The organism is Streptomyces sp. NPDC026538 (assembly GCF_055567535.1).
Map to the genome: position 1 here is coordinate 355215 of NZ_JBVHQG010000001.1, position 25785 is coordinate 380999.

Genomic DNA, 25785 nt, shown 5'->3' on the forward strand with positions numbered 1-25785 from the left:
TCCGGGTGAAGAGCAGGCGAACTTTTTCTGGTTCGCCTGCTCTTGTTCATACTGGTCAGTAACCTGACCGGACGTGACCAGTCGATACAGATCAACTCAGGCTTCTGAGGGTGCCAACTCCCTCTCCCCGCGCCGCCGTACGGTCGTCAAGGCCGCGGCGGCGACGGCTGTCCTGGCCGCCCCGCTCGCCGCCGCGCTGCCGGCCCGGGCCGCCTCGGACGCCCCTGCCTTCCTGCACGGCATCGCCTCCGGCGACCCGCTGCCCGACGGCGTCCTGCTGTGGACCCGGGTGACGCCGAGCGCCGACGCGACCCCGGGCTCCGGTGCCGGCGCCGACACCGAGGTCAGCTGGGTCGTCGCCACCGACAAGGCGCTGACCAACGTCGTCTCCCGCGGCTCCACCACCGCGACCGCCGCCTCCGACCACACCGTCAAGGCCGACATCCGCGGCCTCGCCCCGGCCACCGACTACTGGTTCCGCTTCTCGGCCGGCGGCACGGACTCCGCGGTGGCGCGCACCCGCACCGCCCCGGCGGCCGACGCCGCCGTCTCCGGTCTGCGCTTCGGTGTCGTCTCCTGCGCCAACTGGGAGGCCGGCTACTTCGCCTCCTACCGTCACCTGGCCACCCGCAACGACCTGGACGCGTGGCTGCACCTCGGCGACTACATCTACGAGTACGGCACCGGCGAGTACGGCACCCGGGACACCGTGGTCCGCCAGCACGCGCCGGCCCACGAGATCATCACCCTCGCCGACTACCGCACCCGGCACGGCAAGTACAAGACCGACACCGACCTGCAGGCCCTGCACCTCAAGGCGCCGGTCATCGCGATCTGGGACGACCACGAGTTCGCCAACGACTCCTGGTCCGGCGGTGCCGAGAACCACACCGAGGGTGCCGAGGGCACCTGGACGGCCCGTCAGGCCGCCGCCAAGCAGGCCTACTTCGAGTGGATGCCGGTCCGCCCGGCCATCGCCGGCACCACCTACCGCCGGCTGCGCTTCGGCAAGCTCGCCGACCTCTCCCTGCTCGACCTGCGCTCCTTCCGCTCCCAGCAGGTGTCCACGGGCAGCGGCTCGGTCGACGACCCGGACCGCACCATCACCGGCCGCGCCCAGCTCGACTGGCTGAAGGCCGGACTGAAGGCCTCCGACACCACCTGGCGGCTGGTCGGCAACTCGGTGATGATCTCGCCGTTCGCCATCGGCTCGCTCTCCGCCGACCTGCTCAAGCCGCTCGCCAAGCTGCTCGGGCTGCCGCAGGACGGCCTCGCCCTCAACACCGACCAGTGGGACGGCTACACCGACGACCGCCGCGAGCTGCTGGCCCACCTGCGCTCCAACGCGATCGGCAACACGGTGTTCCTGACCGGCGACATCCACATGGCGTGGGCCAACGACGTGCCGGTGGACGCCGGCACCTACCCGCTCTCCGCCTCCGCGGCCACGGAGTTCGTGGTGACCTCGGTGACCTCCGACAACCTGGACGACATCCTCAAGGTCTCCCCGGGTGTCGTCTCCACCGTCGCCGCGCCGATCATCCAGCTGGCCAACCGCCATGTGCACTGGGTGGACACCGACCGGCACGGCTACGGCATCCTGGACATCACCGCCGCCCGGGCGCAGATGGACTACTACGTCGTCTCCGACAAGACGAAGGCCGACGCGACCTCGTCCTGGGAGCGTTCGTACCGCACCCGCAGCGGCACCCAGAAGGTCGAGCGCACCTACGACCCGGTGTAGCCGTCACCTACAGCGTGTCGAGGAAGCCGAGCGCCACCCGCCAGGTGGCCTCGGCGGCCTCCTCGTCCCAGTCCGGCAGCCCGGGGTCGGTGTAGAGGTGTCCGGCGCCCGGGTACCGGTAGATCTCCACATCGGCGCCGGCCCGGCCCATCTGCAGATACCAGGCGCTCAGCCAGTCGTCCGTCTCGAAGGCGTCCGGCTCGGCCACGTGCAGCTGGACCGGCAGCTCGTCCACCGAGGCGTTCGGCGCGATGTCCGAGGTGCCGTGCACAAGCAGCAGCCCGCGTGCCCGCTCGTCGCCCAGCGCCAGCGTCTGCGCGATCGAGGCGCCCAGCGAGAACCCCGCGTACACCAGCCCGCGCTCCGAGTACGGCGCCGCCGCCAGCACGGCCCGCTTCAGCAGCTCGTCCTTGCCGATCGACTCGTTGAACTCCATGCCCTCCTCGACCGTGTCGAACGTGCGTCCCGCGAAGAGGTCCGGCGTCCACACCTCGTGCCCCGCGGCACGCAGCCGGTCCGCGGCCTCGCGCACCGCGGGCCTGAGGCCATAGGTCGAGTGAAAGAGCATGATGTTCATGCGCCCATGGTGCCAGCCTGCGCCGACAGGCTTTGTGACGCCCTCGACACCGGTCAGCATGTTCAGGACCCCGCGGATCTGGTTACGTTCGGACCCATGGACATGGAGAACGTACTCCGCCCGCTGATCGTGGTCGGCGGCGCCGTCGTCCTCACCCTGCTGATCGGCTGGGCGACCGACCTGCTGCTGCGCAAGGCAGACGCACGGCACAGCGAGACACCCCTGTGGGGGCTGCTGCGCCGGGCCCGCATCCCCTACCAGCTGGTGCTGTGCGCGGCCCTGCTCAGAGGCTCCTACGACAAGGCCGAGCTGCTCCTGGGCCACCGGGTCGCCGTCGGTCAGATGCTGACCCTGGTGCTGATCGGGTCGGCCGCCTGGCTGGTGGTGCGGATCGCGGCGGCCGTCGTCGACACCTCGTACAATCGCTACGCCCGCGGCCACACCGACGCGGCCCGGGTCCGCCGGGTACGCACCCAGGTGTCGCTGATCATGCGGGTGGTCACGGCGATAGTCGGCGTGATGGCCGCGGCGGCGATGCTGCTGACCTTCCCGGCGATGCGCGCGGCCGGCGCCTCGCTGCTGGCCTCCGCCGGGATCCTCGGCATCGTCGCCGGTGTGGCCGCCCAGTCCACGCTGGCGAACATGTTCGCGGGTCTGCAGATCGCCTTCGGCGACATGGTGCGCCTCGGCGACACCGTCGTGGTCGACGGCGAGTGGGGCACGGTCGAGGAGATCACCCTGACCTTTCTGACGGTACGGACCTGGGACGAGCGGCGGATCACCATGCCGGTGTCGTACTTCACCTCCAAACCCTTCGAGAACTGGTCCCGGGGCACCCCGCAGATGACCGGGGTCGTCTACTGGCACCTCGACCACTCGGCGCCGATCGAGTCGATGCGCGAGAAGCTCCGGGACATCCTGCGCGAGTGCCCCGCCTGGGACGGGCGGGACTACAGCCTGGTCGTCACCGACTCCACGCCGAACACCATCCAGGTGCGGGCGCTGGTGACCGCCAAGGACTCGGACGACGTCTGGAAGGTCCGGGTCACCGTCCGTGAGCAGATGATCACCTGGCTGTCCGCCGAGCATCCCTACGCCCTGCCCCGGGTCAACACCGCCGACGCGGTCCTGTCGCCGGGCGGGATCATCCCCTCCCAGGACGGGGCGGCGGCCCGGCGTCTGCACGAGCCGCCCCGCACCGGCCGCGGCGCCTGACCGCCCCCCTTCCCGTCAGTGGCCGCGCTCGGCGCCGCCGTTGACCTGGACGATCTGCGAGGTGACGTGTCCGGCGGCCGGGGAGGCCAGCCAGTGCAGGGTGGCGGCGACGTCACCCGGTATGCCGGCCCGCCCGGTCGCCGTCTCGGCGACGAGCCGTGCCCGCCGCGCCTCCTCGACCGGGCCGCCGAAGAACTCGGTGTCCTCGACGTACCCGGGCGCGACCACGTTCACGGTGACCCCGCGCGGTCCCAGCTGCCGGGCCAGGTCGTGGGCGTACGGATGCAGGGCCGCCTTGGCGGCGGCGTAGGACCCGGTCCCCGACCCCCGGTACGCGGCGATGGAGCTGAGGAACAGCACCCGTCCGCCGGGGTCGGCGAGCCGGTCCTTCAGCGCCTCCGTGAGCAGCACGGCGGTGAGCGTGTTCTGCTGGAAGTTGCCCGTCCAGGTGCGGGCGACGGCGTCGAGCGGGTCGCCGGCCTCCGCGTCGGGCGCGAACGCCGCGTTGCCTCCGGCGCTGTGGACGAGCACGTCCACGGTGCCGATCTCCTCGGCGACGTACCGCGCCACGCCCCGTACGCCGGCCGGGTCGCTCAGATCGGCGGCGTACCAGACCGCCCCCGGCACCCCGGCCTGCTCCAACACCTCTCTGCGCCGCCCGAGCAGCAGCACCCGATCCCCGTCGGCGGCGAACACCCGCGCCGCGGCGAGCCCGATCCCTGTTCCGCCACCACTGATCACAATGTTCCGAGCCATGATCCGAGACTACGAGCGCACCGCCGACCCCGCCTTCGGATATCCACAACGGCCATACGTTTGTATTACTGCACGTGGGGGCGTGCGGTCAGCGCAGGCTACGGACGTCCAGGTGGCGCAGCACCCGGTCCACGATCTCCGGATCCGCCCCCGGCTCGCTCCGCGCCGCCAGCACCTCGTGCCGCGCCGCGCTGAGCATCTCCTGCTGGATCCGCCGCAGCCGCTTCAACCGTTTCGCCCGCTTGTCGTGCCCCTCCCGCCGCTCGTCCTCCACCACCTCGGGGCTGATCCGGAAGCCGATCTCGAAGGCCCGCCGCAGCATCTGCTCCGTCACCTCCTCCGGCAGGTCCTCGACCTGCTCGATCTCCTTCAGCCGCCGGCGTGCGGCCTTCGCCGCCCGTACCGCCAGTTCCTTCTCGAACTCCTTCTCCTGGTCGGTGTCGGCCCGCACCCCCAGCCGCTTCACCAGCCACGGCAGGGTCAGCCCCTGGAGCACCAGCGTCGCCATGATCACGCCGAACGCGATGAAGACGATCTCGTCCCGGTCCGGGAAGGGGGATCCGTCGTCGGTCTTCAGCGGAACGGCCAGGGCCAGCGCGACCGACGCCACCCCGCGCATCCCGGACCACCACATCACCACGGTCTCCCGCCAGCTGGTCGGGATCTCCTCGTCGTAGTCCCGCCGGGCGTGCAGCCGCTTGGTCAGCCAGGTCGCCGGCAGCAGCCACACCAGCCGGACCACGACGACCACGCCCACGATCGCGGCCGCCCAGCCGAGCAGTTCGCCCCAGCGGCCGGACGCCGTGCGGATCGCGTTGTGCAGCTCCAGGCCGATCAGCCCGAACGCGACGCCGGTGACGAGCGTGTCGACGATGTCCCAGAAGGTGTATCCGGCGAGCCGGGTCATCACGTCGTCGGCGTCGGTGGCGTACTCGGCGATGAACAGCGCGGTGGTGAGCACGGCGAGCACGCCGGAGCCGTGCAGTTCCTCGGCGAGGACGTAGGAGACGTAGGGGACCAGCAGGGTGAGGCCGATCTGGAGGGTCGGGTCGCCGAGCACGTCCATCAGCTTGTTCGCGCCCCAGCCGAGCGCAAGACCCACCGCGACCGCGACCACGGCGGAGAGCAGGAAGTCCAGCCCGGCCCGCCAGGGCGAGAACGTGCCGCTGACCACGGCGGCGATCGCCACGTGGTAGAGCACGATGGCCGTGACGTCGTTGAAGAGGCCCTCGCCCTCCAGGATCGACACCAGCCGGCGCGGCAGCCCGAGCTGCCCGGCGACGGCGGTCGCGGCGACCGGGTCGGGCGGGGCGACCAGCGCGCCCAGCGCCACGGCGGCGGCGATCGGCAGCCCGGGCACGATCGCGCCGGCGACGACGGCCACGCACACCGTGGTGACGAACACCAGGGCGACCGCGAGCAGGAAGATCGGCCGCTTGTTGGCCGTGAACTGGCGCCAGGAGGTCCGCCGTACGGCGGCGTAGAGCAGCGGTGGCAGCAGGCCGGGCAGGATCAGCTCGGGCGGGATGTCCACGTTCGGCACGAAGTCGGCCACCGCGAGGACGATCCCGAACAGGGTCATCAGCACGGGCGCCGGCAGCCCCAGCCGGTCCCCCACCGGGACGCTCACCAGAGCCCCGAGCAGCAGCACGAACAAAAGGGCCAACTGATCCACGGCCAGCGCTCCGGGAGTCGACGATCACACGGCGGGCCTCAAGCCTGCCATGCGGTCTTCCGGCACGGGCCGCGCTACAGGGCGCGCCGCATCCCCCGGTGCGGGATGCCCGCCTCCTCGTACTCCGGGCCGTAGGGCTCGTAGCCCAGCCGCTCGTAGAAGCCCAGCGCGTGCGTCTGCGCGTGCAGGTCCACCGCGCTCAGGCCACGCGCGCGTGCCGCGTCCTCGATGGCCCGGACCAGGACCACGCCTATGCCGAGGCCGCGGGCCTCCTGGGAGACCGCGAGCCGGCCCAGCGAGCCGAGGGACGGATCGCCGCCGGTCTTCTCCAGGGCCGTCTCGCCGTACAGCAGCCGGCCGGTGCCGAGCGGTACGCCGTCCTCGCGGATCGCGAGCACGTGCAGGGCCACCGGGTCGTACTCGTCGTACTCCAGGTCCTCGGGGACGCCCTGTTCGACGACGAAGACCTGCTTGCGTACGGCGAAGCACGCCGCCAGGTCGGCGGGGTCCTCGGCGACCCGCACCTTGTAGGCGCGCGTGCTCATCCGTACGTCTCCTCGCGGACCTGGTCCAGCGCCTTGCTCAGGTCGGCCGGGTAGTCGCTCTCGAACTCGACCCAGTCACCGCTGCCGGGGTGCTCGAAGCCGAGCCGGACCGCGTGCAGCCACTGCCGGGTCAGGTGCAGCCGCTTGGCGAGCGTCGGGTCGGCGCCGTAGGTGAGGTCGCCGACGCAGGGGTGGCGGTGGGCGGCCATGTGGACGCGGATCTGGTGGGTGCGGCCGGTCTCCAGCTTCACGTCCAGCAGGGAGGCCGCGCGGAACGCCTCGATGAGGTCGTAGTGGGTCACGGAGGGCTTGCCGTCGGCCGTGACCGCCCACTTGTAGTCGTGCTGGGGGTGGCGGCCGATGGGGGCGTCGATGGTGCCGCTGGTCGGGTCCGGGTGGCCCTGCACGAGCGTGTGGTAGCGCTTGTCGACCGTGCGCTCCTTGAACTGGCGCTTGAGCGAGGTGTACGCGCGCTCCGACTTGGCCACCACCATCAGGCCGGAGGTGCCGACGTCGAGGCGGTGCACGATGCCCTGGCGCTCGGCGGCGCCGGAGGTGGAGATCCGGTAGCCGGCGGCCGCCAGACCGCCGATGACGGTCGTGCCGGTCCAGCCGGGGCTGGGGTGCGCGGCCACGCCGACCGGCTTGACGATGACGACCACGTCATCGTCGTCGTACACGATCTCCATGCCCTCGACGGGCTCCGCGACGATCTGCACGGGCGCGGGCGCGCCCGGCATCTCGACCTCCAGCCAGGACCCGCCGCTCACCCGCTCGGACTTGCCGACCACCGCGCCGTCGACCTGGACCTTGCCCGCCGCGGCCAGCTCGGCCGCCTTGGTGCGGGAGAAGCCGAACATGCGGGAGATGGCGGCGTCGACGCGCTCGCCCTCCAGGCCGTCGGGCACGGGCAGGGTTCGGATCTCGGGAAGCGTACTCACCCGTCGAGTATGCCGGACCGCGCCGACAGCGCCGTACGCGAGCCCGTGCGGCCCCCGCTCCGGCCGCGGTCAGTCCTTGTGGACGGTGCCGTCCGGGTCCAGGCCGCGGAAGGAGAGCAGCACGATCAGGATGCCGCCGCAGACGATCGCGGAGTCGGCCAGGTTGAACACCGCGAACCCCTTGGGCGCGATGAAGTCGACGACCTGGCCCTCGAAGACGCCGGGCGAGCGGAAGATCCGGTCGGTGAGGTTGCCGAGCGCGCCGCCCAGCAGCAGGCCGAGGGCGACCGCCCAGGGGAAGCTGTAGAGCTTGCGGGCCAGGCGGAAGATCACGACGATCACGGCCGCCGCGATCACCGTGAAGATGATCGTGAAGGCGCCGCCGAACCCGAAGGCCGCGCCCGGGTTGCGGATCGCGTGGAACTCCAGCCAGTCGCCGAGGACCTCGATCGGCGCGTGGTGCTCCAGCTTCGCGACCACGATCATCTTGCTGACCAGGTCGAGGGCGTACGCGAAGGCGGCGACCGCGAACAGCACGGCGATCCGGCGTCCGCGCCCGGGGCGCCGTTCGTCGTCGGCCCGCTGCTGCTCCGCGCCGGACACGCCGGGTGCCGCCGTCTCCTCACCGCCGTCGTCCGGAGTGTCCGGCGTACCGATGATGCGCTCCGCCTCTGCCACGTGAGTCCCTCAACCTAGGTGCCTGCCTCGGGACGAGACTACGGCACGCCCCACGCGACCCCGATGCTCAGTAGCGGCGTTCCTGCTTCTGCTTGCACTCGACGCACAGAGTCGCCCTCGGGAAGGCCTGCATCCGGGCCTTCCCGATGGGGTTCCCGCAGTTCTCGCAGAGTCCGTAGGTGCCCGCGTCGAGCTTCTCCAGGGCCCGCTCGGTCTGTTCCAGCATCTCGCGCGCGTTGGCGGCCAGCGCCAGCTCGTGCTCGCGGGTGATGTTCTTGGTGCCGGTGTCGGCCTGGTCGTCTCCGGCGCCGTCCCCGGAGTCCCGCATCAGACCGGCGAGGGCGCTGTCGGAGGCGTCCAGCTCGGTGCGCAGCCGCAGTGCCTCGGTCATCAGCTCGGTGCGCGCCTCCTCGACCTCCTCCGGCGTCCACGGGTCCTCGCCGGGACGCACCGCGAGTTCGCCCGGAGCCGCCGCGGCGATCCGCGCCTTGGGGACGGCGGTCTCCGTCGCCGCAGTGGCCGTGCCAGGGGTCTTCTTCGCAACCACCGTCGTGGCTCCCGTCTGCTTCGCGGCCCTCGCCGCGCCCGCTTTCTTGGCCGTGCTCTTCTTGGCCGTGCTCTTCGCCGCCGCGGTCCTCGTCGCCGCGGGCTTGGACGCGCTCTTCTCCGACTTCCCCGCGGTACCCCCGGCAGCCGCGGTCGCCCTGTCACCGGCCGCCGGTGCCTCGGCCGCCTTCGCCTCGGCGGCCGTCGGCTTCCCGGCCGTCCTCGTGTCCGCGGCTCGGTTCCCGTCCGCTCTCTTCCCGTCCACTTTCTTCACCGGCGTCTTCTTTGCGGCCGTCTTCCTGGCGGAACCCTTCTCACCAGCCGTTCTCTCCGCCGCGGCGGTCTCCCCCGCGCGCGTGCCCCGCTTTCCGCCGCCCCCTTTGGTGTCGCCGTCGGAGGCAGCCGCGACCCCGGACGGGCCGGATGCCGACTGCTGTACGGCGGTCTTCTTCGCCACCATGGCCGCGGCCCCTTCACATATTGTGATCTTGCACGCGAATCGTGCTGGGACGATAAATCGACCTGAGTCCCTCGGCAACGGGGCACGCCGCCCGATCCGCCTGCCCCGCACCCCCCACGCAGCCGGTATGCATGCGTTGTGCCCAGCTCCCCGCGCGGTAATCCGCCGAGCCGGACATCCCAGGATGCGAACACGCGTACCGCGCCATTCGGGTCATCTCGGCAGGTGGACGGCCCGGCGCCGCCGGTGCCCGGAAAACGGGTCGGCCGCTGTCCGTGCGGCGCCGTACACTGGGCGGAGCGAGAAGCGTGGATGGGGACGAGTAGCGGCGTACGCAGCCCAGAGCGACCCGGGGACGGTGGGAGCCCGGGGGCGAGCGCGACGTGAAGATCACCCCGGAGCCGCCGGAAGAAAGCCGTGCAGGACCTGCTACGGCGAGTAGAACCGGTTTCGCGACCCCAATGAGGGGGCTCACCGGCGCGCATGGCGTTCGGGGAGCCAAGGAGGGTGGTACCGCGGGAGCGCGCCGCACACGGCGTACGGAAGACAAGGCTCTCGTCCCTCCGACGGAAGGCAGCAAGTCCGTTGGAGGAAGCTCGCAGATGACAGCGCCGACGTACCGCCAGGTGCCCGCACAGGTCGACCTGCCCGCCCTCGAGCACGCCGTGCTCGACTTCTGGCGCGAGCAGAAGATCTTCGCCAAGACCCTGGAGCAGTCCGAGGGCCGCCCCGAGTGGGTGTTCTACGAGGGCCCGCCCACCGCCAACGGCATGCCCGGCGCCCACCACATCGAGGCGCGCGTCTTCAAGGACGTCTTCCCCCGCTTCCGCACCATGCGCGGCTACCACGTGGCCCGCAAGGCCGGCTGGGACTGCCACGGCCTGCCCGTGGAGCTGGCGGTCGAGAAGGAGCTGGGCTTCAGCGGCAAGCCGGACATCGAGAAGTACGGCATCGCCGAGTTCAACGCCAAGTGCCGCGAGTCCGTGCTCCGCCACACCGACGCGTTCTCCGAGCTGACGACCCGCATGGGCTACTGGGTCGACCTCGACGACGCGTACGTGACCATGGACCCCGAGTACATCGAGTCGGTCTGGTGGTCGCTCAAGGAGATCTTCGCCAAGGGCCTGCTGGTCCAGGACCACCGGGTCGCCCCCTGGTGCCCGCGCTGCGGCACCGGCCTGTCCGACCACGAGCTGGCGCAGGGCTACGAGACGGTCGTCGACCCCTCCGTGTACGTCCGTTTCCCGCTCACCTCCGGTCCGCTCGCCGGCCAGGCCGCGCTCCTGGTGTGGACGACCACCCCGTGGACCCTGGTGTCCAACACGGCGGTCGCCGCGCACCCGGAGGTCACCTACGTCGTCGCCACCAACGGCGAGGAGCAGCTCGTCGTCGCCGAGCAGCTGGTCGCCAAGGCGCTCGGCGAGGGCTGGGAGACCACGGGCCAGACCTTCACCGGCGCCGAGATGGAGCGCTGGACCTATCAACGTCCGTTCGAGCTCGTGGAGTTCCCGGAACCGGCACACTACGTCGTGAACGCCGAGTACGTCACGACCGAGGACGGTACGGGTCTGGTCCACCAGTCCCCCGCCTTCGGCGAGGAGGACCTCAAGGTCTGCCGCGCCTACGGCCTGCCGGTGGTGAACCCGGTCCGCCCGGACGGCACCTTCGAGGAGAACGTCCCGCTGATCGGCGGCGTCTTCTTCAAGAAGGCCGACGAGCGTCTCACCGAGGACCTGTTGCAGCGCGGCCTCCTCTTCAAGCACCTGCCGTACGAGCACAGCTACCCGCACTGCTGGCGCTGTCACACCGCGCTGCTCTACTACGCGCAGCCGTCCTGGTACATCCGCACCACGGAGATCAAGGACCGGCTCCTCGAGGAGAACGAGAAGACGAACTGGTTCCCGGAGACCGTCAAGCACGGCCGCTACGGTGACTGGCTGAACAACAACATCGACTGGGCGCTGTCCCGCAACCGCTACTGGGGCACCCCGCTGCCGATCTGGCGCTGCGAGGACGACCACCTCACCGTCGTCGGCTCCCGCGCGGAGCTGACCGAGCTGACCGGCACCGACCAGTCGGGGCTGGACCCGCACCGCCCGTTCATCGACGAGGTCACCTTCGCCTGCCCGCAGTGCCGGAAGACGGCCACGCGCGTGCCGGAGGTCATCGACGCCTGGTACGACTCGGGTTCGATGCCGTTCGCGCAGTGGGGCTACCCGTACAAGAACAAGGAGCTGTTCGAGAGCCGCTACCCGGCCCAGTTCATCTCCGAGGCGATCGACCAGACGCGAGGGTGGTTCTACACCCTCATGGCGATCGGCACGCTGGTCTTCGACAAGTCGTCGTACGAGAACGTGGTCTGCCTCGGCCACATCCTCGCCGAGGACGGCCGCAAGATGTCCAAGCACCTGGGCAACATCCTGCAGCCGATCCCGCTGATGGACCAGCACGGCGCGGACGCGGTGCGCTGGTTCATGGCGGCCGGCGGCTCTCCGTGGGCGGCCCGCCGGGTCGGCCACGGCACCATCCAGGAGGTCGTCCGCAAGACCCTGCTGACGTACTGGAACACGGTCGCCTTCCAGGCCCTGTACGCCCGTACGTCGAACTGGGCACCGAGCGCGGCGGACCCGGCTCCGGCCGACCGCCCGCTGCTGGACCGCTGGCTGCTCTCCGAGCTGCACGCGCTCACCGACCAGGTGACCCAGGCGCTGGAGGCGTACGACACCCAGCGCGCCGGCAAGCTGCTGTCCGCGTTCGTCGACGACCTGTCGAACTGGTACGTCCGCCGCTCGCGCCGCCGCTTCTGGCAGGGCGACAAGGCCGCGCTGCGCACGCTGCACGAGGTCGTGGAGACGGTCACCAAGCTGATGGCCCCGCTGACCCCGTTCATCACCGAGCGGGTCTGGCAGGACCTGGTGGCGCCGGTCACCCCGGGCGCACCGGAGTCGGTGCACCTGGCGGCGTGGCCGGAGGCCGACCTGGGTGCGATCGACCCGGAGCTGTCCAAGCAGATGGTTCTGGTACGACGGCTCGTGGAGCTCGGCCGGGCCACGCGCGCGGAGTCGGGCGTCAAGACCCGTCAGCCGCTGTCCCGGGCGCTGGTCGCGGCCGTGGGCTTCGACTCGCTCGACCCGGAGCTGCACGCGCAGATCACCGACGAGCTGAACGTCTCCTCGCTGGCGTCGCTGTCCGAGGTGGGCGGCTCGCTGGTGGACACCACGGCCAAGGCCAACTTCCGGGCGCTGGGCAAGCGGTTCGGCAAGCGGGTGCAGGACGTGGCGAAGGCGGTCGCCGCGGCGGACGCGGCCGCGCTGTCGCTGGCGCTGCGCGAGGGCACGGCGTCGGTGGAGGTCGACGGCGAGACCGTGACGCTGGCGCCGGACGAGGTGATCATCACGGAGACGCCGCGTGAGGGCTGGTCGGTGGCGTCGGACTCGGGTGCGACCGTCGCGCTCGACCTGGAGATCACGGAGGAGCTGCGCCAGGCGGGGCTCGCCCGGGACGCGATCCGGCTGATCCAGGAGGCGCGGAAGAACAGCGGACTGGACGTGGCCGACCGGATCGCACTGCGGTGGGTGTCGACCGACCCGGCGGTGATCGCGGCGTTGGCCGAGCATGCCTCGCTGATCGCCGACGAGGTGCTGGCGACGGACTTCGCGCAGGGCGAGGCCGACGGCGGCTACGGCGAGCCGTTCGTGGACGAGGGGCTGTCTCTGACGTTCCGGCTGCGGAAGGCGTAGTAGCCGACCTCACGTTCCGGCTGCGGAAGGCGTAGCCGCCGACCCAGGTGACAAAGGGCCCGGTCTCCACGGTGGAGATCGGGCCCTTCTCGTACGTGCGGGTCGGAGCAGGTACCGTGCGCGGTTCCCCGCGCCCCTCCCGGCCCCCTCCTCGGGGAAGCCGCGCAACACGCATAAACAGGGCGGGACCCCGGTTGGTGAACCGGGGTCCCGCCCTGTGGTGCTCTGCCGACGCCTACGCGTGCTACGCGCCCGCCGTCAGTTGTCGTCCTCGTCGATGAGGAAGCCGCGCATCGGGGACGGCGCCTGGCCCATCGGAGAGGGGCCCTGCGGACGTACCGGTGCCATCGGCTGGGTCATCGCCGGCGTCATCTGCTGCTGGCCGCCGTAGGACGGCGGAGCGGGGGACGGACCACCCATCGGCTGGTTGCCGCCGTAGGACGGGGCACTCGCGCCGGCCGGGGCCATGGAGGGCGCCGGGGACGGCGGGAGAGAGGCAGCGGCCGGGGTACGCGGCGGCGCCAGGGAGTCGTCGGCCTGGGTCTCCAGCTGACGCAGCTGCGACTCCAGGTACGACTTCAGACGCGTGCGGTACTCGCGCTCGAAGCCTCGCAGGTCCTCGACCTTGCGCTCCAGCGTGGCGCGCGCGGACTCCAGGGAGCCCATGGCGACGCGGTGCTTCTCCTGCGCGTCCCGCTCCAGCGCGTCCGCCTTGGCACGGGCGTCACGCTCCAGACCCTCGGCGCGGCTGCGGGCCTCGCCGACGATCTTGTTGGCCTCGGAGCGGGCCTCGGCGATCGCCTGGTCGGCGGTCTGCTGGGCCAGCGAGAGGACTCGGGCGGCGCTGTCGCCACCGGGGCCCTGACCGGGGCCGCCCATCGGACCGCCCATGGGGCCGCCCATCGGACCACCCATCTGCTGCTGCATGGGGGGCTGGCCGCCCATCGGGCCCTGGCCCATGCCCTGGCCCATCGGACCCTGACCCATGGGGCCCTGGCCCATCGGACCGCCCTGGCCCATCGGACCCTGACCCATGGGGCCCTGGCCCATCGGACCACCCTGGCCCATCGGACCCTGACCCATCGGACCAGGACCCTGCGGACCGCCCTGGCCACTGGGACCGGCCGGCAGCTGCGGGGCGCCGCTCGGCAGCTGCGGGGGGCCACCCATGGGGCCACCCATCTGCTGCTGCGGCGGGCCCGATATGCCGGCGGGCACCGGAGCGCCGGGACCTCGCATGCCCTGCTGAGGCATACCACCCTGCTGCGGCATACCACCCTGCTGGGGCATGCCGCCCTGAGGCATACCGCCCTGCTGGTCCTGCGGCTCCGGAGGCTTGCGCATGTTCTGCTGGTTCTGGGCGGCGGCACGCGTGGCCGCGGCCAGTTTGGCGCGCAGGTCCTCGTTCTCGCGCAGCAGGCGCGTCAGTTCGGCTTCGACCTCATCGAGGAAGGCATCGACCTCGTCCTCGTCATAGCCTTCTCGGAGGCGGACGGTCGTGAACTGCTTGTTCCGCACGTCCTCGGGGGTCAACGGCATCTCTTCACCTCAACGTAGTCGTCGGCATCGGCAAGACGGTAGGTCACATCGCTCATCACAGCCGACCAACGATCGCGATCAGGATGTAGACGATGATCATCAGTACGAAGAAGGACAGGTCGAGCGCCACGCCCCCGAGACGCAGCGGCGGGATGAACCGCCGCAGAAGCTTGAGCGGTGGATCGGTGACAGTGTAGGTGGCCTCAAGTACGACCACCATCGCCTTGCCGGGTTGCCATGAGCGGGCGAACTGGAACACGTAGTCCATGACCAACCGGAAGATGAGCACGATGAGGAAGCACATCAGCGCGATGTAGATCACATCAAGGAACACGCTCATGGTTCGTGCTTCCCTCTCCCCTGTTCCGTGCTTCGTACCGGTGTTGCGTCTCAGCTCTGGTTGAAGAACCCGCCCTCTGCGATGCGGGCCTTGTCCTCCGCCGTGACATCGACGTTAGCAGGCGACAACAGGAACACCTTCTGCGTCACCCGCTCGATGCTGCCGTGAAGACCAAACACCAAACCGGCCGCAAAGTCGACAAGTCGCTTCGCGTCTGTGTCATCCATCTCAGTCAGATTCATGATCACCGGGGTGCCCTCACGGAAGTGTTCCCCGATGGTACGGGCCTCGTTGTAGGTCCGGGGGTGGAGCGTGGTGATCCGGTAAGGCTCTCGTTCCGACACGACCTTGGGCATGATCACCGGTGCGTTCTTCTCCAGGCTTGCGCGTTCTTGTGTGATGGACGCCACGGGGGCGATACGCGCCGGGCGTCCCGATTCCGCGGACAGCGATGCGGAATGCGACACCGGCTCACGCGGCGCCGGCGGCTGTACCACTCGTACCGAATCGTCCCTTTGGGACTGGTGTGCACCGTGGGACTGATGTGACGGCTCATGCCGTCGATGGTCCCGTTCGGGCTCCGGGTCCAGTTCGGGCTCGAAGTCGTCGTCGGGGTCAAATCCGCGGCCGTCGTACCCATCGTCCTCCACGAGGCCGAGGTAGACCGCCATCTTGCGCATCGCGCCGGCCATGCTCTGAGTCCTCCGCTCTGTGGTGGATCGGTGACGACTACCAAGTCCCGCGATCCACGTGGCCGTTGTGCCCGTCTTGGGCCGCATTGACCATATTTTCTGCTGTGGTCCGACTTCTTGGCGACGTTACCCGAGCCTGGGGCGGACGCCGAGTACCGCAGTGCCGACGCGCACATGTGTCGCCCCGGCGGCCACGGCTTCCTCGAGGTCCGCACTCATCCCTGCCGAGACCATGTTCGCAGCCGGATGGGCTCGGCGCAGGTCGGTCGACAAATCCATCAACCGCTCGAACGCCGCCTGTTGGCGCCCCGCGTACTCCCCGGTGAGCGGAGCGACGGTCATCAGTCCGCCGAGCCGCAACCCAGGCGATCCGGCGACCAGGTCGGCCAACTCTTCGATTCCGCCGGGCGCCACACCGCCGCGCTCACCCCTCCCGCTCGCACCCGCGTCGAGCGCGACCTGGAGGAGACACCCCACCTCGCGCCCGGCCCGCACCGCCTCCCTGGACAGTGCCTCGACGAGCTTGGAACGATCGACGGACTGCACGAGATCCGCGTAACCCACCACGGATCGCACTTTGTTGGTCTGCAATTGACCAACAAAGTGCCAAGCAAGGGGCAGATCGGCACATTCGGCAGCCTTGGGGGCGGCGTCCTGGTCCCGGTTCTCGGCGACATGGCGCACGCCGAGTTCCGACAGGATCCGCACGTCGCCGGCCGGATAGGTCTTGGTGACCACGATCAGGGTCACCTCCGCCCGCTTGCGCCCGGCCGCCGCACAGGCGGCGGCGATGCGCTCCTCCACTTTCGCCAGGTTTCCGGCGAGTTCGGTCCTACGGTCCGTCATGCCCCATCAGTCCAGCCACACATAGCCTGCGAGCCGCCCGGTGGTGCGGTCGCGACGGTAGGAGAAGTGATCGCCCGACTCCAGCGTGCACACCGGCGACTGCGCCCGGTCGAGCACCCCGGCGCGCGCGAGCTGCGCGTGCACACCGGCGCTCACGTCGACCGCCGGAGTGCCCCAGCTGGTCTCGGCGTGCGCCGTCGGCTCGACGGCGGCCACGTCGGCGCGCATCGCCTCCGGCACCTCGTAGCACCGTCCGCAGACGGCGGGGCCGGTGCGGGCGACGATCCGGGCCGGGTCGGCGCCGAGCGACTCCATGGCGTCGATCGCGGCCGGCACGATGCCCTTCACCATGCCCGGCCGTCCGGCGTGGGCGGCGGCGACCACTCGGGCCACCGGGTCGGCCAGCAGGACCGGCACGCAGTCGGCGGTCAGCACGGCGAGGGCGAGCCCTCGGGCCGCGGTCACCAGTCCGTCGACCGGCGGAGCCTGCCGAGTGGCCCAGGGCCCGTCGACCTCGGCGACGAGATTGCCGTGCACCTGGTTCATCCAGACCACCCGGCCGGGATCCAGACCGAGCGACTTGGCGGCGAGTTCCCGATTGGTCTGCACCGCGCCGGGGTCGTCGCCGACCGCCCCGCCCAGGTTGAGCTGCTCGTACGGAGCGGCGCTCACCCCGCCCCACCTGTCGGTGAAGGCGAAGTGCGCGCCGCTCACGGTTTCGCGCTGTCCTATCACGTCTGAAGGATCACTTGAGGAAGTCCGGTACGTCCAGTTCCTCGGCCGCGCTGTCCGTGTAGGAACGCGACGGCGGGACCGGCGGGGCGACCGGGATGTCGGCCACCGGCTCGGGCGCCGGCTCCGGCTCCTCCTTCGGGGTCACGCTGCCGAGCGAGCCGAAGGACGGGCGGGACTCGGGCTGCCGGGCCGGAGTGGGCTCCTCGCGGCGGGCCGAGGACGAGGCCGAGGACGAGCCGAGCACGGTGTCCCGGCGGGCCGGGGGCTGGCCCCCGTCGAACCCGGCCGCGATGACCGTGACCCGGACCTCGTCGCCGAGGGCGTCGTCGATGACCGCGCCGAAGATGATGTTGGCCTCGGGGTGAGCGGCCTCGCTGACCAGCTGGGCGGCCTCGTTGATCTCGAACAGGCCGAGGTCGGAGCCGCCGGAGATGGAGAGCAGGACGCCCCGGGCGCCGTCGATGGAGGCCTCCAGGAGCGGCGAGGAGATCGCCATCTCGGCGGCGGCCACCGCACGGTCGTCGCCGCGGGCCGAGCCGATGCCCATGAGGGCCGAGCCGGCCTCGGACATGACGGACTTGACGTCGGCGAAGTCGAGGTTGATCAGACCGGGTGTGGTGATGAGGTCGGTGATGCCCTGGACACCGGAGAGCAGGACCTGGTCGGCCGACTTGAAGGCGTCGAGGACCGAGACCTGGCGGTCCGAGATGGAGAGCAGCCGGTCGTTCGGGATGACGATGAGGGTGTCGACCTCTTCGCGGAGTTCCGCGATGCCGTCCTCGGCCTGGTTGGCGCGGCGCCGGCCCTCGAAGGTGAAGGGGCGGGTGACCACGCCGATGGTGAGGGCGCCCAGCGAGCGGGCGATGTTGGCCACGACGGGGGCGCCGCCGGTGCCGGTGCCGCCGCCTTCGCCGGCCGTCACGAAGACCATGTCGGCCCCCTTGAGGACCTCCTCGATCTCCTCGCGGTGGTCCTCGGCGGCCTTGCGGCCGACGGCCGGGTTGGCGCCGGCGCCGAGTCCACGGGTGAGTTCACGGCCGACGTCGAGCTTGACGTCGGCGTCGCTCATCAACAGCGCCTGTGCGTCGGTGTTGATGGCGATGAACTCGACGCCCTTGAGACCGACCTCGATCATCCGGTTGATGGCATTGACACCACCGCCGCCGACACCGATGACCTTGATGACTGCGAGGTAGTTCTGCGGTGCTGCCACGTCGAAGGCCTCTCGCCTCGAATTACGTTGCCGTCGCCATGCGATGCCCGCGTGGGACGGCAGATGCCGATTGGGACGGTCCGTAGCGCCGACCCGAACCCTAACGTTGAAGTTTAGGGTTACCAGTGTGTCTGTTCCCTGGAGTCTTCTGAACAGGACACTAAGTCGACAAGTGGCGCGCGTTCAACGAACACGCCGAACCTCCCGTTTTTCTTTTCACCCTATGTGATCAGCCGTAGCGGTGCCCAACCAGGGTGCTGGCCTGCGCTGATGTGCGTCAACTCGCCGATGACGCAGGCGCGGTGGGAACACTCACGTCGAAGTACCGCGCGACGGAAGCGGCTTTCATGAGAGCGGTGAGCGTGCGCGCCTTGGCGGCGCCGTTCTCGGCGCTGCCCCACTCGACCGTGCGGCCGCCGCTCAACTCCAGCGTGATGTCGTCATAGGAACGGACCTTGAGGGTTCGGGTGTCCCGGCGGACGGCGGCCGGAATGTCACCCGCGACCTCCACGGCTTCCCGCACCAGCCGGTCGGTGCCGAAACGGCGCAGACTCGCGGTGGCCGAACCCGACCGGGACAGACTCAATTCCAGTGCCGGAGCGCCTTTCGGTGCCTGCGAAACCGTCGCGAAACGGACGCCTTCCTTGTCCACTTCGGTGAACTTTCCACCCTTTTCGATGAGCAGAACCGGCAGCCGCTCGGTCACTTTCAGCCCGATTCCATGGGGCCAGGCGCGGACGACGTCGATCTCGTCAATTCGGGGCAGTTTCCGGCGCAGTCGGGCCTCGATGCCGTCGGTGTCGACGGAGACCATCGGCGCCCCGACGGGGACGTCGGCCGCCTCCCGCACCTGCCCGGGTGTCAGAACGACCGTGCCGGAGACGGAGACGTGCCGTACGCGCAGCCACGTGGAGCCGTACAGCAGCCAGACGGAACCGGAACCCAGGAGCACAACTCCCAGCACCAGAATGACGATCATACGAAAGCGGCGGTTCCTCCATCGCCGGGCGGGCGGCGGGCCGGACGACTCCTGCTGGCGTTGACCGCGCTCGGCGGTGGTCGGTCCGGCCACGCTGCTCACTTGCCTTTCGTCGTACGGCCTAACGGCTGGAGGCGATCGCCTCGTACACCATCCCGACGAGCAGGTCGTCGGCGTCCCGGCGGCCGAACTCGCTTGCCGCGCGGGACATCTCGTACAACCGGTGCGGATCGGCGAGCACGGGAAGCACGTTCTGCTGTACCCACTCCGGGGTGAGTTCCGCGTCGTCGACCAGCAGGCCGCCGCCGGCCTTGACCACCGGCTGGGCGTTCAGCCGCTGTTCGCCGTTGCCGATGGGCAGCGGGACATAGGCGGCCGGGAGCCCGACGGCGGAGAGTTCGGCGACGGTCATCGCACCCGCACGGCAGAGCATCATGTCGGCCGCGGCGTACGCGAGGTCCATCCGGTCCAGGTAACTTACCGGGACATACGGAGGCATCCCCGGCATCTGGTGCACCTGCGGCAGTTCGTTCTTCGGGCCGACCGCGTGCAGGATCTGGATACCGGCCCGCTGCAGCCAGGGCGCGACCTGCTGGGTGACCTCGTTGAGGCGGCGGGCGCCCTGGGAGCCGCCGGAGACCAGCAGCGTGGGCAGGTTGGGGTCGAGGCCGAAGCGGTGGCGGGCCTCGGGGCGGGCCGCGGCCCGGTCCAGGAGGGAGATGGAGCGGCGCAGCGGGATGCCGATGTAGCGGGCGTCGCGCAGCTTGCTGTCGGGGGTGGAGACCGCGACCCGGGCGGCGTACCGGGAGCCGATCTTGTTGGCGAGGCCGGGCCGGGCGTTGGCCTCGTGGATCACGATCGGCACGCCGAGGCGCTTGGCGGCGAGATAGCCGGGCAGGGCGACGTAGCCGCCGAAGCCGACGACGCAGTCCGCCTTGGTGCGCTCCAGGATCTGCTCGGCCGCCTTGATGGTGCCGCGCAGCCGGCCCGGGACGGTGATCAGTTCAGGGGTGGGCTTGCGGGGCAGCGGCACCGCCGGGATCAGGGCGAGCTCGTAGCCGCGCTCGGGCACCAGCCTGGTCTCCAGCCCGCGCTCCGTGCCCAGGGCCGTGATCCCCACGGTGGGGTCCTGCCTGCGCAGGGCGTCCGCGAGGGCGAGCGCCGGCTCGATGTGGCCGGCGGTCCCCCCACCAGCGAGTACGACATGCACCGAAATTCACCGCTCTCCGGACGAGCGCGCCGCGGAGGCACGCCGTCGCATCGTGTTCCATCTCCGAGACCCCTGAGGGCCCCCGGCTCCCCGCTTTCTACCAAAGCGAGGTTGCCGCATCGCAAGCGCCGCCCGCGCAGCGGGCTCGTCGCGCGCGAAGGCGATCAGCAACCCGATGGCGAACATGGTCGGCAGCAGGGCGGAGCCTCCGTAGGAGAACAGCGGGAGCGGGACACCGGCGATCGGCAGCAGGCCGAGCACCGCACCGATGTTGATCACCGCCTGTGCGGTGATCCAGGTGGTCACGCCTCCCGCGGCATACCTCACGAAGGGGTCCTCCGTGCGTCCGGCCACGCGGATACCCGCATAGCCTAGAGCCGCGAAGAGGGCCAGTACCGACAGCGTCCCCGCCAGACCCAGTTCCTCGCCGGTGACGGCGAAGATGAAGTCGGTGTGAGCTTCGGGCAGTTGGCCCCATTTTTCCACACTCGCACCGAGTCCGGAGCCGAAGAGTCCGCCGGATGCCAGGGCATAGATGCCATGAACCGCCTGCCAGCAGTCGGCTACGCCGCTCTTGGGCTCGGTGGCTCCGATACAGGCGAGCCGGGCCATTCGGTTGGGGCTGGTCTTGATGAGGATCACGCCGAGCAGTCCGGCGATCGACAGCACCCCGGCGAACAGCCGGGTGGGTGCCCCCGCCAGCCAGAGCAGGCCGAACAGGATCGCGGTCAGGATGATCGCCGTACCCATGTCGCCGCCGAGCATGATCAGGCCGAGCAGCAGGAAGCTGACCGGGACCAGCGGCACCAGCATGTGTTTCCACTGGGTCAGCAGCCGCTTCTCCTGTTTGCGCGCCATCAGGTCGGCGCCCCAGAGCACCAGGGCGAGCTTGCCGAACTCGCTGGGCTGGATCTGGAAGGAGCCGCCCAGGGAGATCCAGTTCTGGTTGCCGTTGACCGACATCCCTATCCCGGGGACCTGCACCAGGGCCATCAGGAAGACGGCGCCGGCGAGGATCGGGTAGGCGAGCGCCCGGTGCAGTTTCACCGGCATGCGGGACGCCACGAACAGCAGCACGCCCCCGATACAGGCGGCCAGGAACTGTTTGCGGAAGAAGAACGAACCCGGCAGCGACATCTGCAGCGCGGTGATCTGGGAGGCCGAGTAGACCATCACCAGACCCAGCACGATGATCAGCAGGCTGCCGCCGAGGATCAGGTAGTACGCGGTCAGCGGCCGGTCCCAGGCCCGGTGGAGGCGCGTGTGGAGCCGCCGCAGCGGGTTGTCGCGCGACGTGCGGGGGACGGCGGGCCTGCGGACTGCTCGCTGTACGGGCGGTCGGCCGGTGCGGCTACCGGGCATCCACGCCTCCGCTGAACGTCGAGCGTCCCACGCGTCCCTCCCAAGGTCGCCCGGCTGGCGGCCGGGTCAGGCGCCGAGTTCGCGAACAGCCTGAGCGAACGCGTCTCCGCGCTTGTTGTAGTTGGCGAACATGTCCATGGAGGCACAGGCGGGGGCAAGGAGCACCGTGTCGCCTTCGACCGCCAGTCGCCGCGCCTCCTGGACCGCCGCGAGCATCGCCCCAGTGTCGGTCCGGTCGAGGTCGACGACGGGTACTTCCGGCGCGTGTCGCGCGAGGGCCTCCCGGATGAGGGCGCGATCGGCACCGATCAGCACCACGCCGCGAAGTCGCTTTGCCGACTTGGCGACCAGTTCGTCAAAGGTCGCCCCCTTCGCCAGACCGCCCGCAATCCATACGATCGACTCATATGACGCCAACGAGGCTTCCGCCGCGTGCGTGTTGGTCGCCTTGGAGTCGTCGATGTACGCGACCCCGTCCACGTCGGCCACGTGCGCGATGCGGTGGGCGTCCGGGGTGAAGTTCCGCAGCCCGTCCCGTACGGCCGTGGCGGGCACCCCGAAGGCACGCGCCAGGGCCGCCGCGGCAAGGGCGTTGGCGATGTTGTGCGGGGCGGGCGGGTTGACGTCCGAGACCTCGGCCAGCTCCTGGGCGTTCTGCTGCCGGTTCTCGACGAAGGCGCGGTCGACCAGGATGCCGTCCACGACACCGAGTTGGGACGGCCCCGGGGTGCCGAGGGTGAAGCCGATGGCCCGGCAGCCCTCCTCGACGTCGGCCGCCCGCACCAGCTCCTCGGTGAGCTTGTCGCCGACGTTGTAGACACAGGCGACCCGGTTGCCCTCGTAGATATGGCCCTTGTCGGCGGCGTACGCCTCCATGGAGCCGTGCCAGTCGAGGTGGTCGGGGGCGAGGTTGAGCACGGCCGCCGAGTGGGCGCGCAGGGAGGGCGCCCAGTGCAGCTGATAGCTGGACAGCTCGACGGCCAGGACGTCGTACTCCTCGTCGCCGAGGACCGTGTCGAGCAGCGAGACGCCGATGTTGCCGACGGCGGCCGTGCGCAGGCCCGCGGCCTTCAGGATCGACGCCAGCATCTGGACCGTGGTGGTCTTGCCGTTGGTGCCCGTGACGGCCAGCCAAGGGGCCGCGTCCGGCCCCCGCAGTCGCCAGGCCAGCTCCACATCGCCCCAGACCGGGACGCCCGCCTCGGCCGCCGCCGCGAACAGCGGCTTGTCCGGCTTCCAGCCGGGGGCGGTGACGATCAGCTCGGTGCCCTCCGGCAGGGCTCCCGCGGCGGAGCCGCCGACGGATGCGGTGTCGCCGAGGCGCACGGTGATGCCGAGCGCCTCCAGCTCCGCGGCCTGTGCACGCGCGCGCTCGTCGTCGCCGTCGTTGACGACCGTGACGATCGCCCCGCGCGCGTGCAGCACCTTCGCCGCCGGGACGCCGGAGACGCCGAGCCCGGCGACGGTGACGTGCGTGCCGTGGAAGTCCGGGGACACCGAGGAGGTCACTTGTCCGCTGCCCATCCCGCATAGAAGAGGCCGAGTCCGACAATCACGCAAATACCCTGGATGATCCAGAAGCGGACCACCACAAGTACCTCGGACCAGCCCTTGAGTTCGAAGTGGTGCTGGAGTGGCGCCATCCGGAAGACGCGCCTTCCGGTGAGCCGGAAGGAGCCGACCTGGATGACGACCGACATGGTGATGAGGACGAACAGGCCGCCCATGAGGGCGACGAGGAGTTCCGTGCGGGACAGGATCGCGAGGCCGGTGAGGACACCGCCGAGCGCGAGCGAACCGGTGTCGCCCATGAAGATCTTGGCCGGCGAGGTGTTCCACCACAGGAAGCCGAGGCAGGAACCCATCAGCGCGGAGGCGATGACCGCGAGGTCCAGGGGATCGCGGACGGTGTAGCAGGCGTTGGGGTTGGTCAGGGTCATCGCGTTGGCGCAGGACTCCTGGAACTGCCAGACGCCGATGAACGTGTAGGCGCCGAAGACGAGCACGGAGGCGCCGGTGGCGAGACCGTCCAGACCGTCCGTCAGGTTCACGCCGTTGGACATCGCGAGGATCATGAACAGCGCCCAGACCACGAACAGCACCGGCCCGATGGTCCAGCCGAAGTCCGTGATGAAGGACAGCTTGGTGGACGCCGGGGTGTTGCCGATGGCATCCGGGAACTGCAGCGAGAGAACCGCGAAGGAGATGCCGACGATCAGCTGGCCGGCCATCTTCGCCTTGGCCCGCAGACCCAGCGAACGCCGCTTGACGATCTTGATGTAGTCGTCCAGGAAGCCGACCAGGCCCATGCCGCACATCAGGCCGAGCACCAGCACACCCGAGTATGTCGGGGCGTAGCCGGTGATCACCTTGGACAGGAAGTAGGCGGCGACCGTCGACAGGATGAAGGCGATACCGCCCATCGTCGGGGTACCGCGCTTGCTGGCGTGCTCGCGCGGGCCGTCGTCACGGATGTACTGGCCGTAGCCCTTGCGCGCGAGGAGCTTGATCAGCAGCGGAGTGCCGATCAGCGTCAGGAAGAGACCGATGACGCCCGAGAAGAGGATCTGCTTCATCATCGGGCATCAACACCCTCGGCACCGCTCTGGAGGAGCGCCTGGGCAACGCTCTCCAGGCCCACCGACCGTGACGCCTTCACGAGGACGACGTCCCCCGGGCGCAACTCGCTGCGCAACAGGTCGACCGCCGCCTGTGCGTCGGACACGTGCACCGACTCCTCACCCCACGAACCCTCGTTATATGCGCCCAGTTGCAGCCAGGAGGCTTCTACTCCCCCGACCGCGACGAGCTTGCCGACATTGAGCCGGACGGCGAGCCGTCCGACCGCGTCGTGCTCGGCGAGCGCCTCGTCCCCGAGCTCGGCCATCTTGCCGAGCACCGCCCACGTGCGGCGCCCCTTGCCCATGGCCGCGAGCGCGCGCAGCGCGGCTCGCATGGACTCGGGGTTGGCGTTGTAGGCGTCGTTGACGATGGTCACGCCGTCCGGGCGCTCGGTGACCTCCATACGCCAGCGGGAGAGGGAGCCAGCCTCGGAGAGCGCGGTGGCGATCTCTTCCGCGGACATGCCCAGCTCATGGGCGACGGCGGCCGCGGCGAGCGCGTTCGACACGTGGTGCTCACCGTACAGGCGCATGGTCACATCGCTTGCACCGGAGGGTGTGTGAAGGCTGAACGCGGGCTGTCCCGTGTCCGTGAGTCGTACGTTCTCGGCGCGTACGTCCGCTTCGGCCGACTCTCCGAAAAGGACCACCTTCGCCTTGGTACGGGATGCCATGGCCCGCACCAGGGGGTCGTCCGCGTTGAGGATCGCGGCGCCGCCGTCCTCGGCCGGGGGCAGGGCCTCGACCAACTCGCCCTTCGCCTGGGCGATCTGCTCACGGCCGCCGAACTCGCCGATGTGGGCGGTGCCGACGTTGAGGACCAGGCCGATCCTCGGGGGCGTCAGATCCGCCAGGTAGCGGATGTGGCCGATGCCGCGGGCGCCCATCTCCAGCACCAGGAACTTCGTCTCCTCGGTGGCGGACAGGGCGGTCAGCGGCAGGCCGATCTCGTTGTTGAGCGAGCCCGGCGTGAACACGGTCGGCGCCTTGGTGCGCAGCACCTGCGCGATGAGGTCCTTGGTGCTGGTCTTGCCGGCCGAGCCGGTGAGGGCCACCAGGGTCGCGCCGAGCCGTCGTACGACATGGCGGGCGAGGGCGCCGAGGGCGGTCTGGACGTCGTCCACGACGATCGCGGGCACGCCGACGGGGCGGGACGCCAGAACGGCGACCGCGCCCTGTCCGACGACCTGGGCCGCGAAGTCGTGGCCGTCCACGCGCTCGCCCACGAAGGCGGCGAACAGGCTGCCGGGGCCCGCCTCGCGGGAGTCCCGGACGACCTCCCCGGTGACCTGGACGGACGGATCCGGTATGTCATGCGTCTGCCCGCCGACGACTGCTGCGATCTCGGCGAGGGAGAGGGCGATCACAAGT

At 70.3% G+C, this 25785-nt stretch carries 22 protein-coding genes; 3 read left to right on the forward strand and 19 right to left on the reverse strand.

Annotation, left to right across the window (positions count from 1 at the left end):
* Positions 1–73: 73 nt before the first annotated feature.
* The gene (locus tag ACZ4N4_RS01655) at positions 74–1744 is read left to right on the forward strand and encodes an alkaline phosphatase D family protein (RefSeq protein ID WP_467583254.1); all 1671 of its coding nucleotides are present in this window, start codon (positions 74–76) and stop codon (positions 1742–1744) included.
* Between the two features lie 7 nt (positions 1745–1751).
* On the opposite strand, the gene ACZ4N4_RS01660 is transcribed toward ACZ4N4_RS01655, so the two are convergent.
* Positions 1752–2321: a dienelactone hydrolase family protein gene (locus tag ACZ4N4_RS01660; protein WP_453380172.1), complete on the reverse strand. Its 570-nt coding sequence runs from the start codon at positions 2319–2321 to the stop codon at positions 1752–1754.
* Between the two features lie 102 nt (positions 2322–2423).
* On the opposite strand from ACZ4N4_RS01660, the gene ACZ4N4_RS01665 reads away from it, so the two are divergent.
* Positions 2424–3536, forward strand: a complete 1113-nt coding sequence (locus ACZ4N4_RS01665; RefSeq protein ID WP_453571600.1) for a mechanosensitive ion channel family protein — start codon at positions 2424–2426, stop codon at positions 3534–3536.
* Between the two features lie 15 nt (positions 3537–3551).
* Here the strand turns inward: ACZ4N4_RS01665 and ACZ4N4_RS01670 are convergent, their stop codons facing one another.
* The 6 genes from ACZ4N4_RS01670 to ACZ4N4_RS01695 all read right to left on the reverse strand — a co-directional run bounded on the left by ACZ4N4_RS01670 (position 3552) and on the right by ACZ4N4_RS01695 (position 9137).
* Positions 3552–4292 carry an SDR family NAD(P)-dependent oxidoreductase gene (locus ACZ4N4_RS01670; protein ID WP_467583257.1) on the reverse strand — a complete coding sequence of 247 codons (741 nt, stop codon included), beginning with the start codon at positions 4290–4292 and terminating at the stop codon, positions 3552–3554.
* An 88-nt stretch (positions 4293–4380) separates the two neighbouring features.
* The gene (locus ACZ4N4_RS01675; RefSeq protein ID WP_467583260.1) at positions 4381–5967 is read right to left on the reverse strand and encodes a Na+/H+ antiporter; all 1587 of its coding nucleotides are present in this window, start codon (positions 5965–5967) and stop codon (positions 4381–4383) included.
* Positions 5968–6041: 74 nt separating this feature from the next.
* Complete coding sequence (locus ACZ4N4_RS01680) at positions 6042–6512, reverse strand: GNAT family N-acetyltransferase (RefSeq protein WP_467583263.1); 471 nt, start codon at positions 6510–6512, stop codon at positions 6042–6044.
* The gene (locus tag ACZ4N4_RS01685; protein WP_467583266.1) at positions 6509–7453 is read right to left on the reverse strand and encodes an RluA family pseudouridine synthase; all 945 of its coding nucleotides are present in this window, start codon (positions 7451–7453) and stop codon (positions 6509–6511) included. Before ACZ4N4_RS01685 ends, ACZ4N4_RS01680 begins: the two co-directional genes overlap by 4 nt.
* 69 nt (positions 7454–7522) lie before the next feature.
* Positions 7523–8131, reverse strand: coding sequence for a signal peptidase II (lspA, locus tag ACZ4N4_RS01690; RefSeq protein ID WP_467583270.1), 609 nt, complete (start codon positions 8129–8131; stop codon positions 7523–7525).
* A gap of 67 nt (positions 8132–8198) precedes the next feature.
* A complete protein-coding gene (locus tag ACZ4N4_RS01695) occupies positions 8199–9137 on the reverse strand; it encodes a TraR/DksA family transcriptional regulator (RefSeq protein ID WP_467583273.1) in 939 nt (312 codons plus the stop codon).
* A gap of 602 nt (positions 9138–9739) precedes the next feature.
* On the opposite strand from ACZ4N4_RS01695, the gene ileS reads away from it, so the two are divergent.
* A complete protein-coding gene (ileS, locus tag ACZ4N4_RS01700; protein ID WP_467583276.1) occupies positions 9740–12877 on the forward strand; it encodes an isoleucine--tRNA ligase in 3138 nt (1045 codons plus the stop codon).
* A gap of 258 nt (positions 12878–13135) precedes the next feature.
* Here the strand turns inward: ileS and ACZ4N4_RS01705 are convergent, their stop codons facing one another.
* From ACZ4N4_RS01705 to ACZ4N4_RS01760, 12 genes are all read right to left on the reverse strand, one after another.
* The gene (locus tag ACZ4N4_RS01705; protein ID WP_467583279.1) at positions 13136–14416 is read right to left on the reverse strand and encodes a DivIVA domain-containing protein; all 1281 of its coding nucleotides are present in this window, start codon (positions 14414–14416) and stop codon (positions 13136–13138) included.
* A gap of 55 nt (positions 14417–14471) precedes the next feature.
* On the reverse strand, positions 14472–14756 hold the full coding sequence (locus ACZ4N4_RS01710; RefSeq protein ID WP_046729537.1) for a YggT family protein: 285 nt from the start codon (positions 14754–14756) through the stop codon (positions 14472–14474).
* 50 nt (positions 14757–14806) lie between these two features.
* Entirely contained in the window at positions 14807–15448 is a 642-nt protein-coding gene (locus ACZ4N4_RS01715; RefSeq protein WP_360482271.1) for a cell division protein SepF, read from the reverse strand.
* A 126-nt stretch (positions 15449–15574) separates the two neighbouring features.
* Positions 15575–16294, reverse strand: a complete 720-nt coding sequence (locus ACZ4N4_RS01720; RefSeq protein ID WP_450760013.1) for a YggS family pyridoxal phosphate-dependent enzyme — start codon at positions 16292–16294, stop codon at positions 15575–15577.
* A gap of 6 nt (positions 16295–16300) precedes the next feature.
* Entirely contained in the window at positions 16301–17029 is a 729-nt protein-coding gene (pgeF, locus tag ACZ4N4_RS01725; RefSeq protein WP_467583284.1) for a peptidoglycan editing factor PgeF, read from the reverse strand.
* A 10-nt stretch (positions 17030–17039) separates the two neighbouring features.
* Positions 17040–18242: a cell division protein FtsZ gene (ftsZ, locus tag ACZ4N4_RS01730; RefSeq protein WP_450760010.1), complete on the reverse strand. Its 1203-nt coding sequence runs from the start codon at positions 18240–18242 to the stop codon at positions 17040–17042.
* A gap of 277 nt (positions 18243–18519) precedes the next feature.
* Positions 18520–19314, reverse strand: coding sequence for a cell division protein FtsQ/DivIB (locus ACZ4N4_RS01735; RefSeq protein ID WP_467585275.1), 795 nt, complete (start codon positions 19312–19314; stop codon positions 18520–18522).
* Between the two features lie 28 nt (positions 19315–19342).
* Entirely contained in the window at positions 19343–20431 is a 1089-nt protein-coding gene (murG, locus tag ACZ4N4_RS01740) for an undecaprenyldiphospho-muramoylpentapeptide beta-N-acetylglucosaminyltransferase (protein ID WP_453571346.1), read from the reverse strand.
* A gap of 6 nt (positions 20432–20437) precedes the next feature.
* Positions 20438–21793: a putative lipid II flippase FtsW gene (ftsW, locus tag ACZ4N4_RS01745; protein ID WP_467583288.1), complete on the reverse strand. Its 1356-nt coding sequence runs from the start codon at positions 21791–21793 to the stop codon at positions 20438–20440.
* Between the two features lie 66 nt (positions 21794–21859).
* Positions 21860–23317, reverse strand: coding sequence for a UDP-N-acetylmuramoyl-L-alanine--D-glutamate ligase (gene murD, locus ACZ4N4_RS01750; RefSeq protein WP_453571351.1), 1458 nt, complete (start codon positions 23315–23317; stop codon positions 21860–21862).
* Complete coding sequence (gene mraY, locus ACZ4N4_RS01755) at positions 23299–24369, reverse strand: phospho-N-acetylmuramoyl-pentapeptide-transferase (RefSeq protein ID WP_360482513.1); 1071 nt, start codon at positions 24367–24369, stop codon at positions 23299–23301. The genes murD and mraY overlap by 19 nt, the downstream gene beginning before the upstream one ends.
* Complete coding sequence (locus ACZ4N4_RS01760) at positions 24369–25781, reverse strand: UDP-N-acetylmuramoyl-tripeptide--D-alanyl-D-alanine ligase (protein WP_453571354.1); 1413 nt, start codon at positions 25779–25781, stop codon at positions 24369–24371. Before ACZ4N4_RS01760 ends, mraY begins: the two co-directional genes overlap by 1 nt.
* Positions 25782–25785 lie beyond the last annotated feature (4 nt).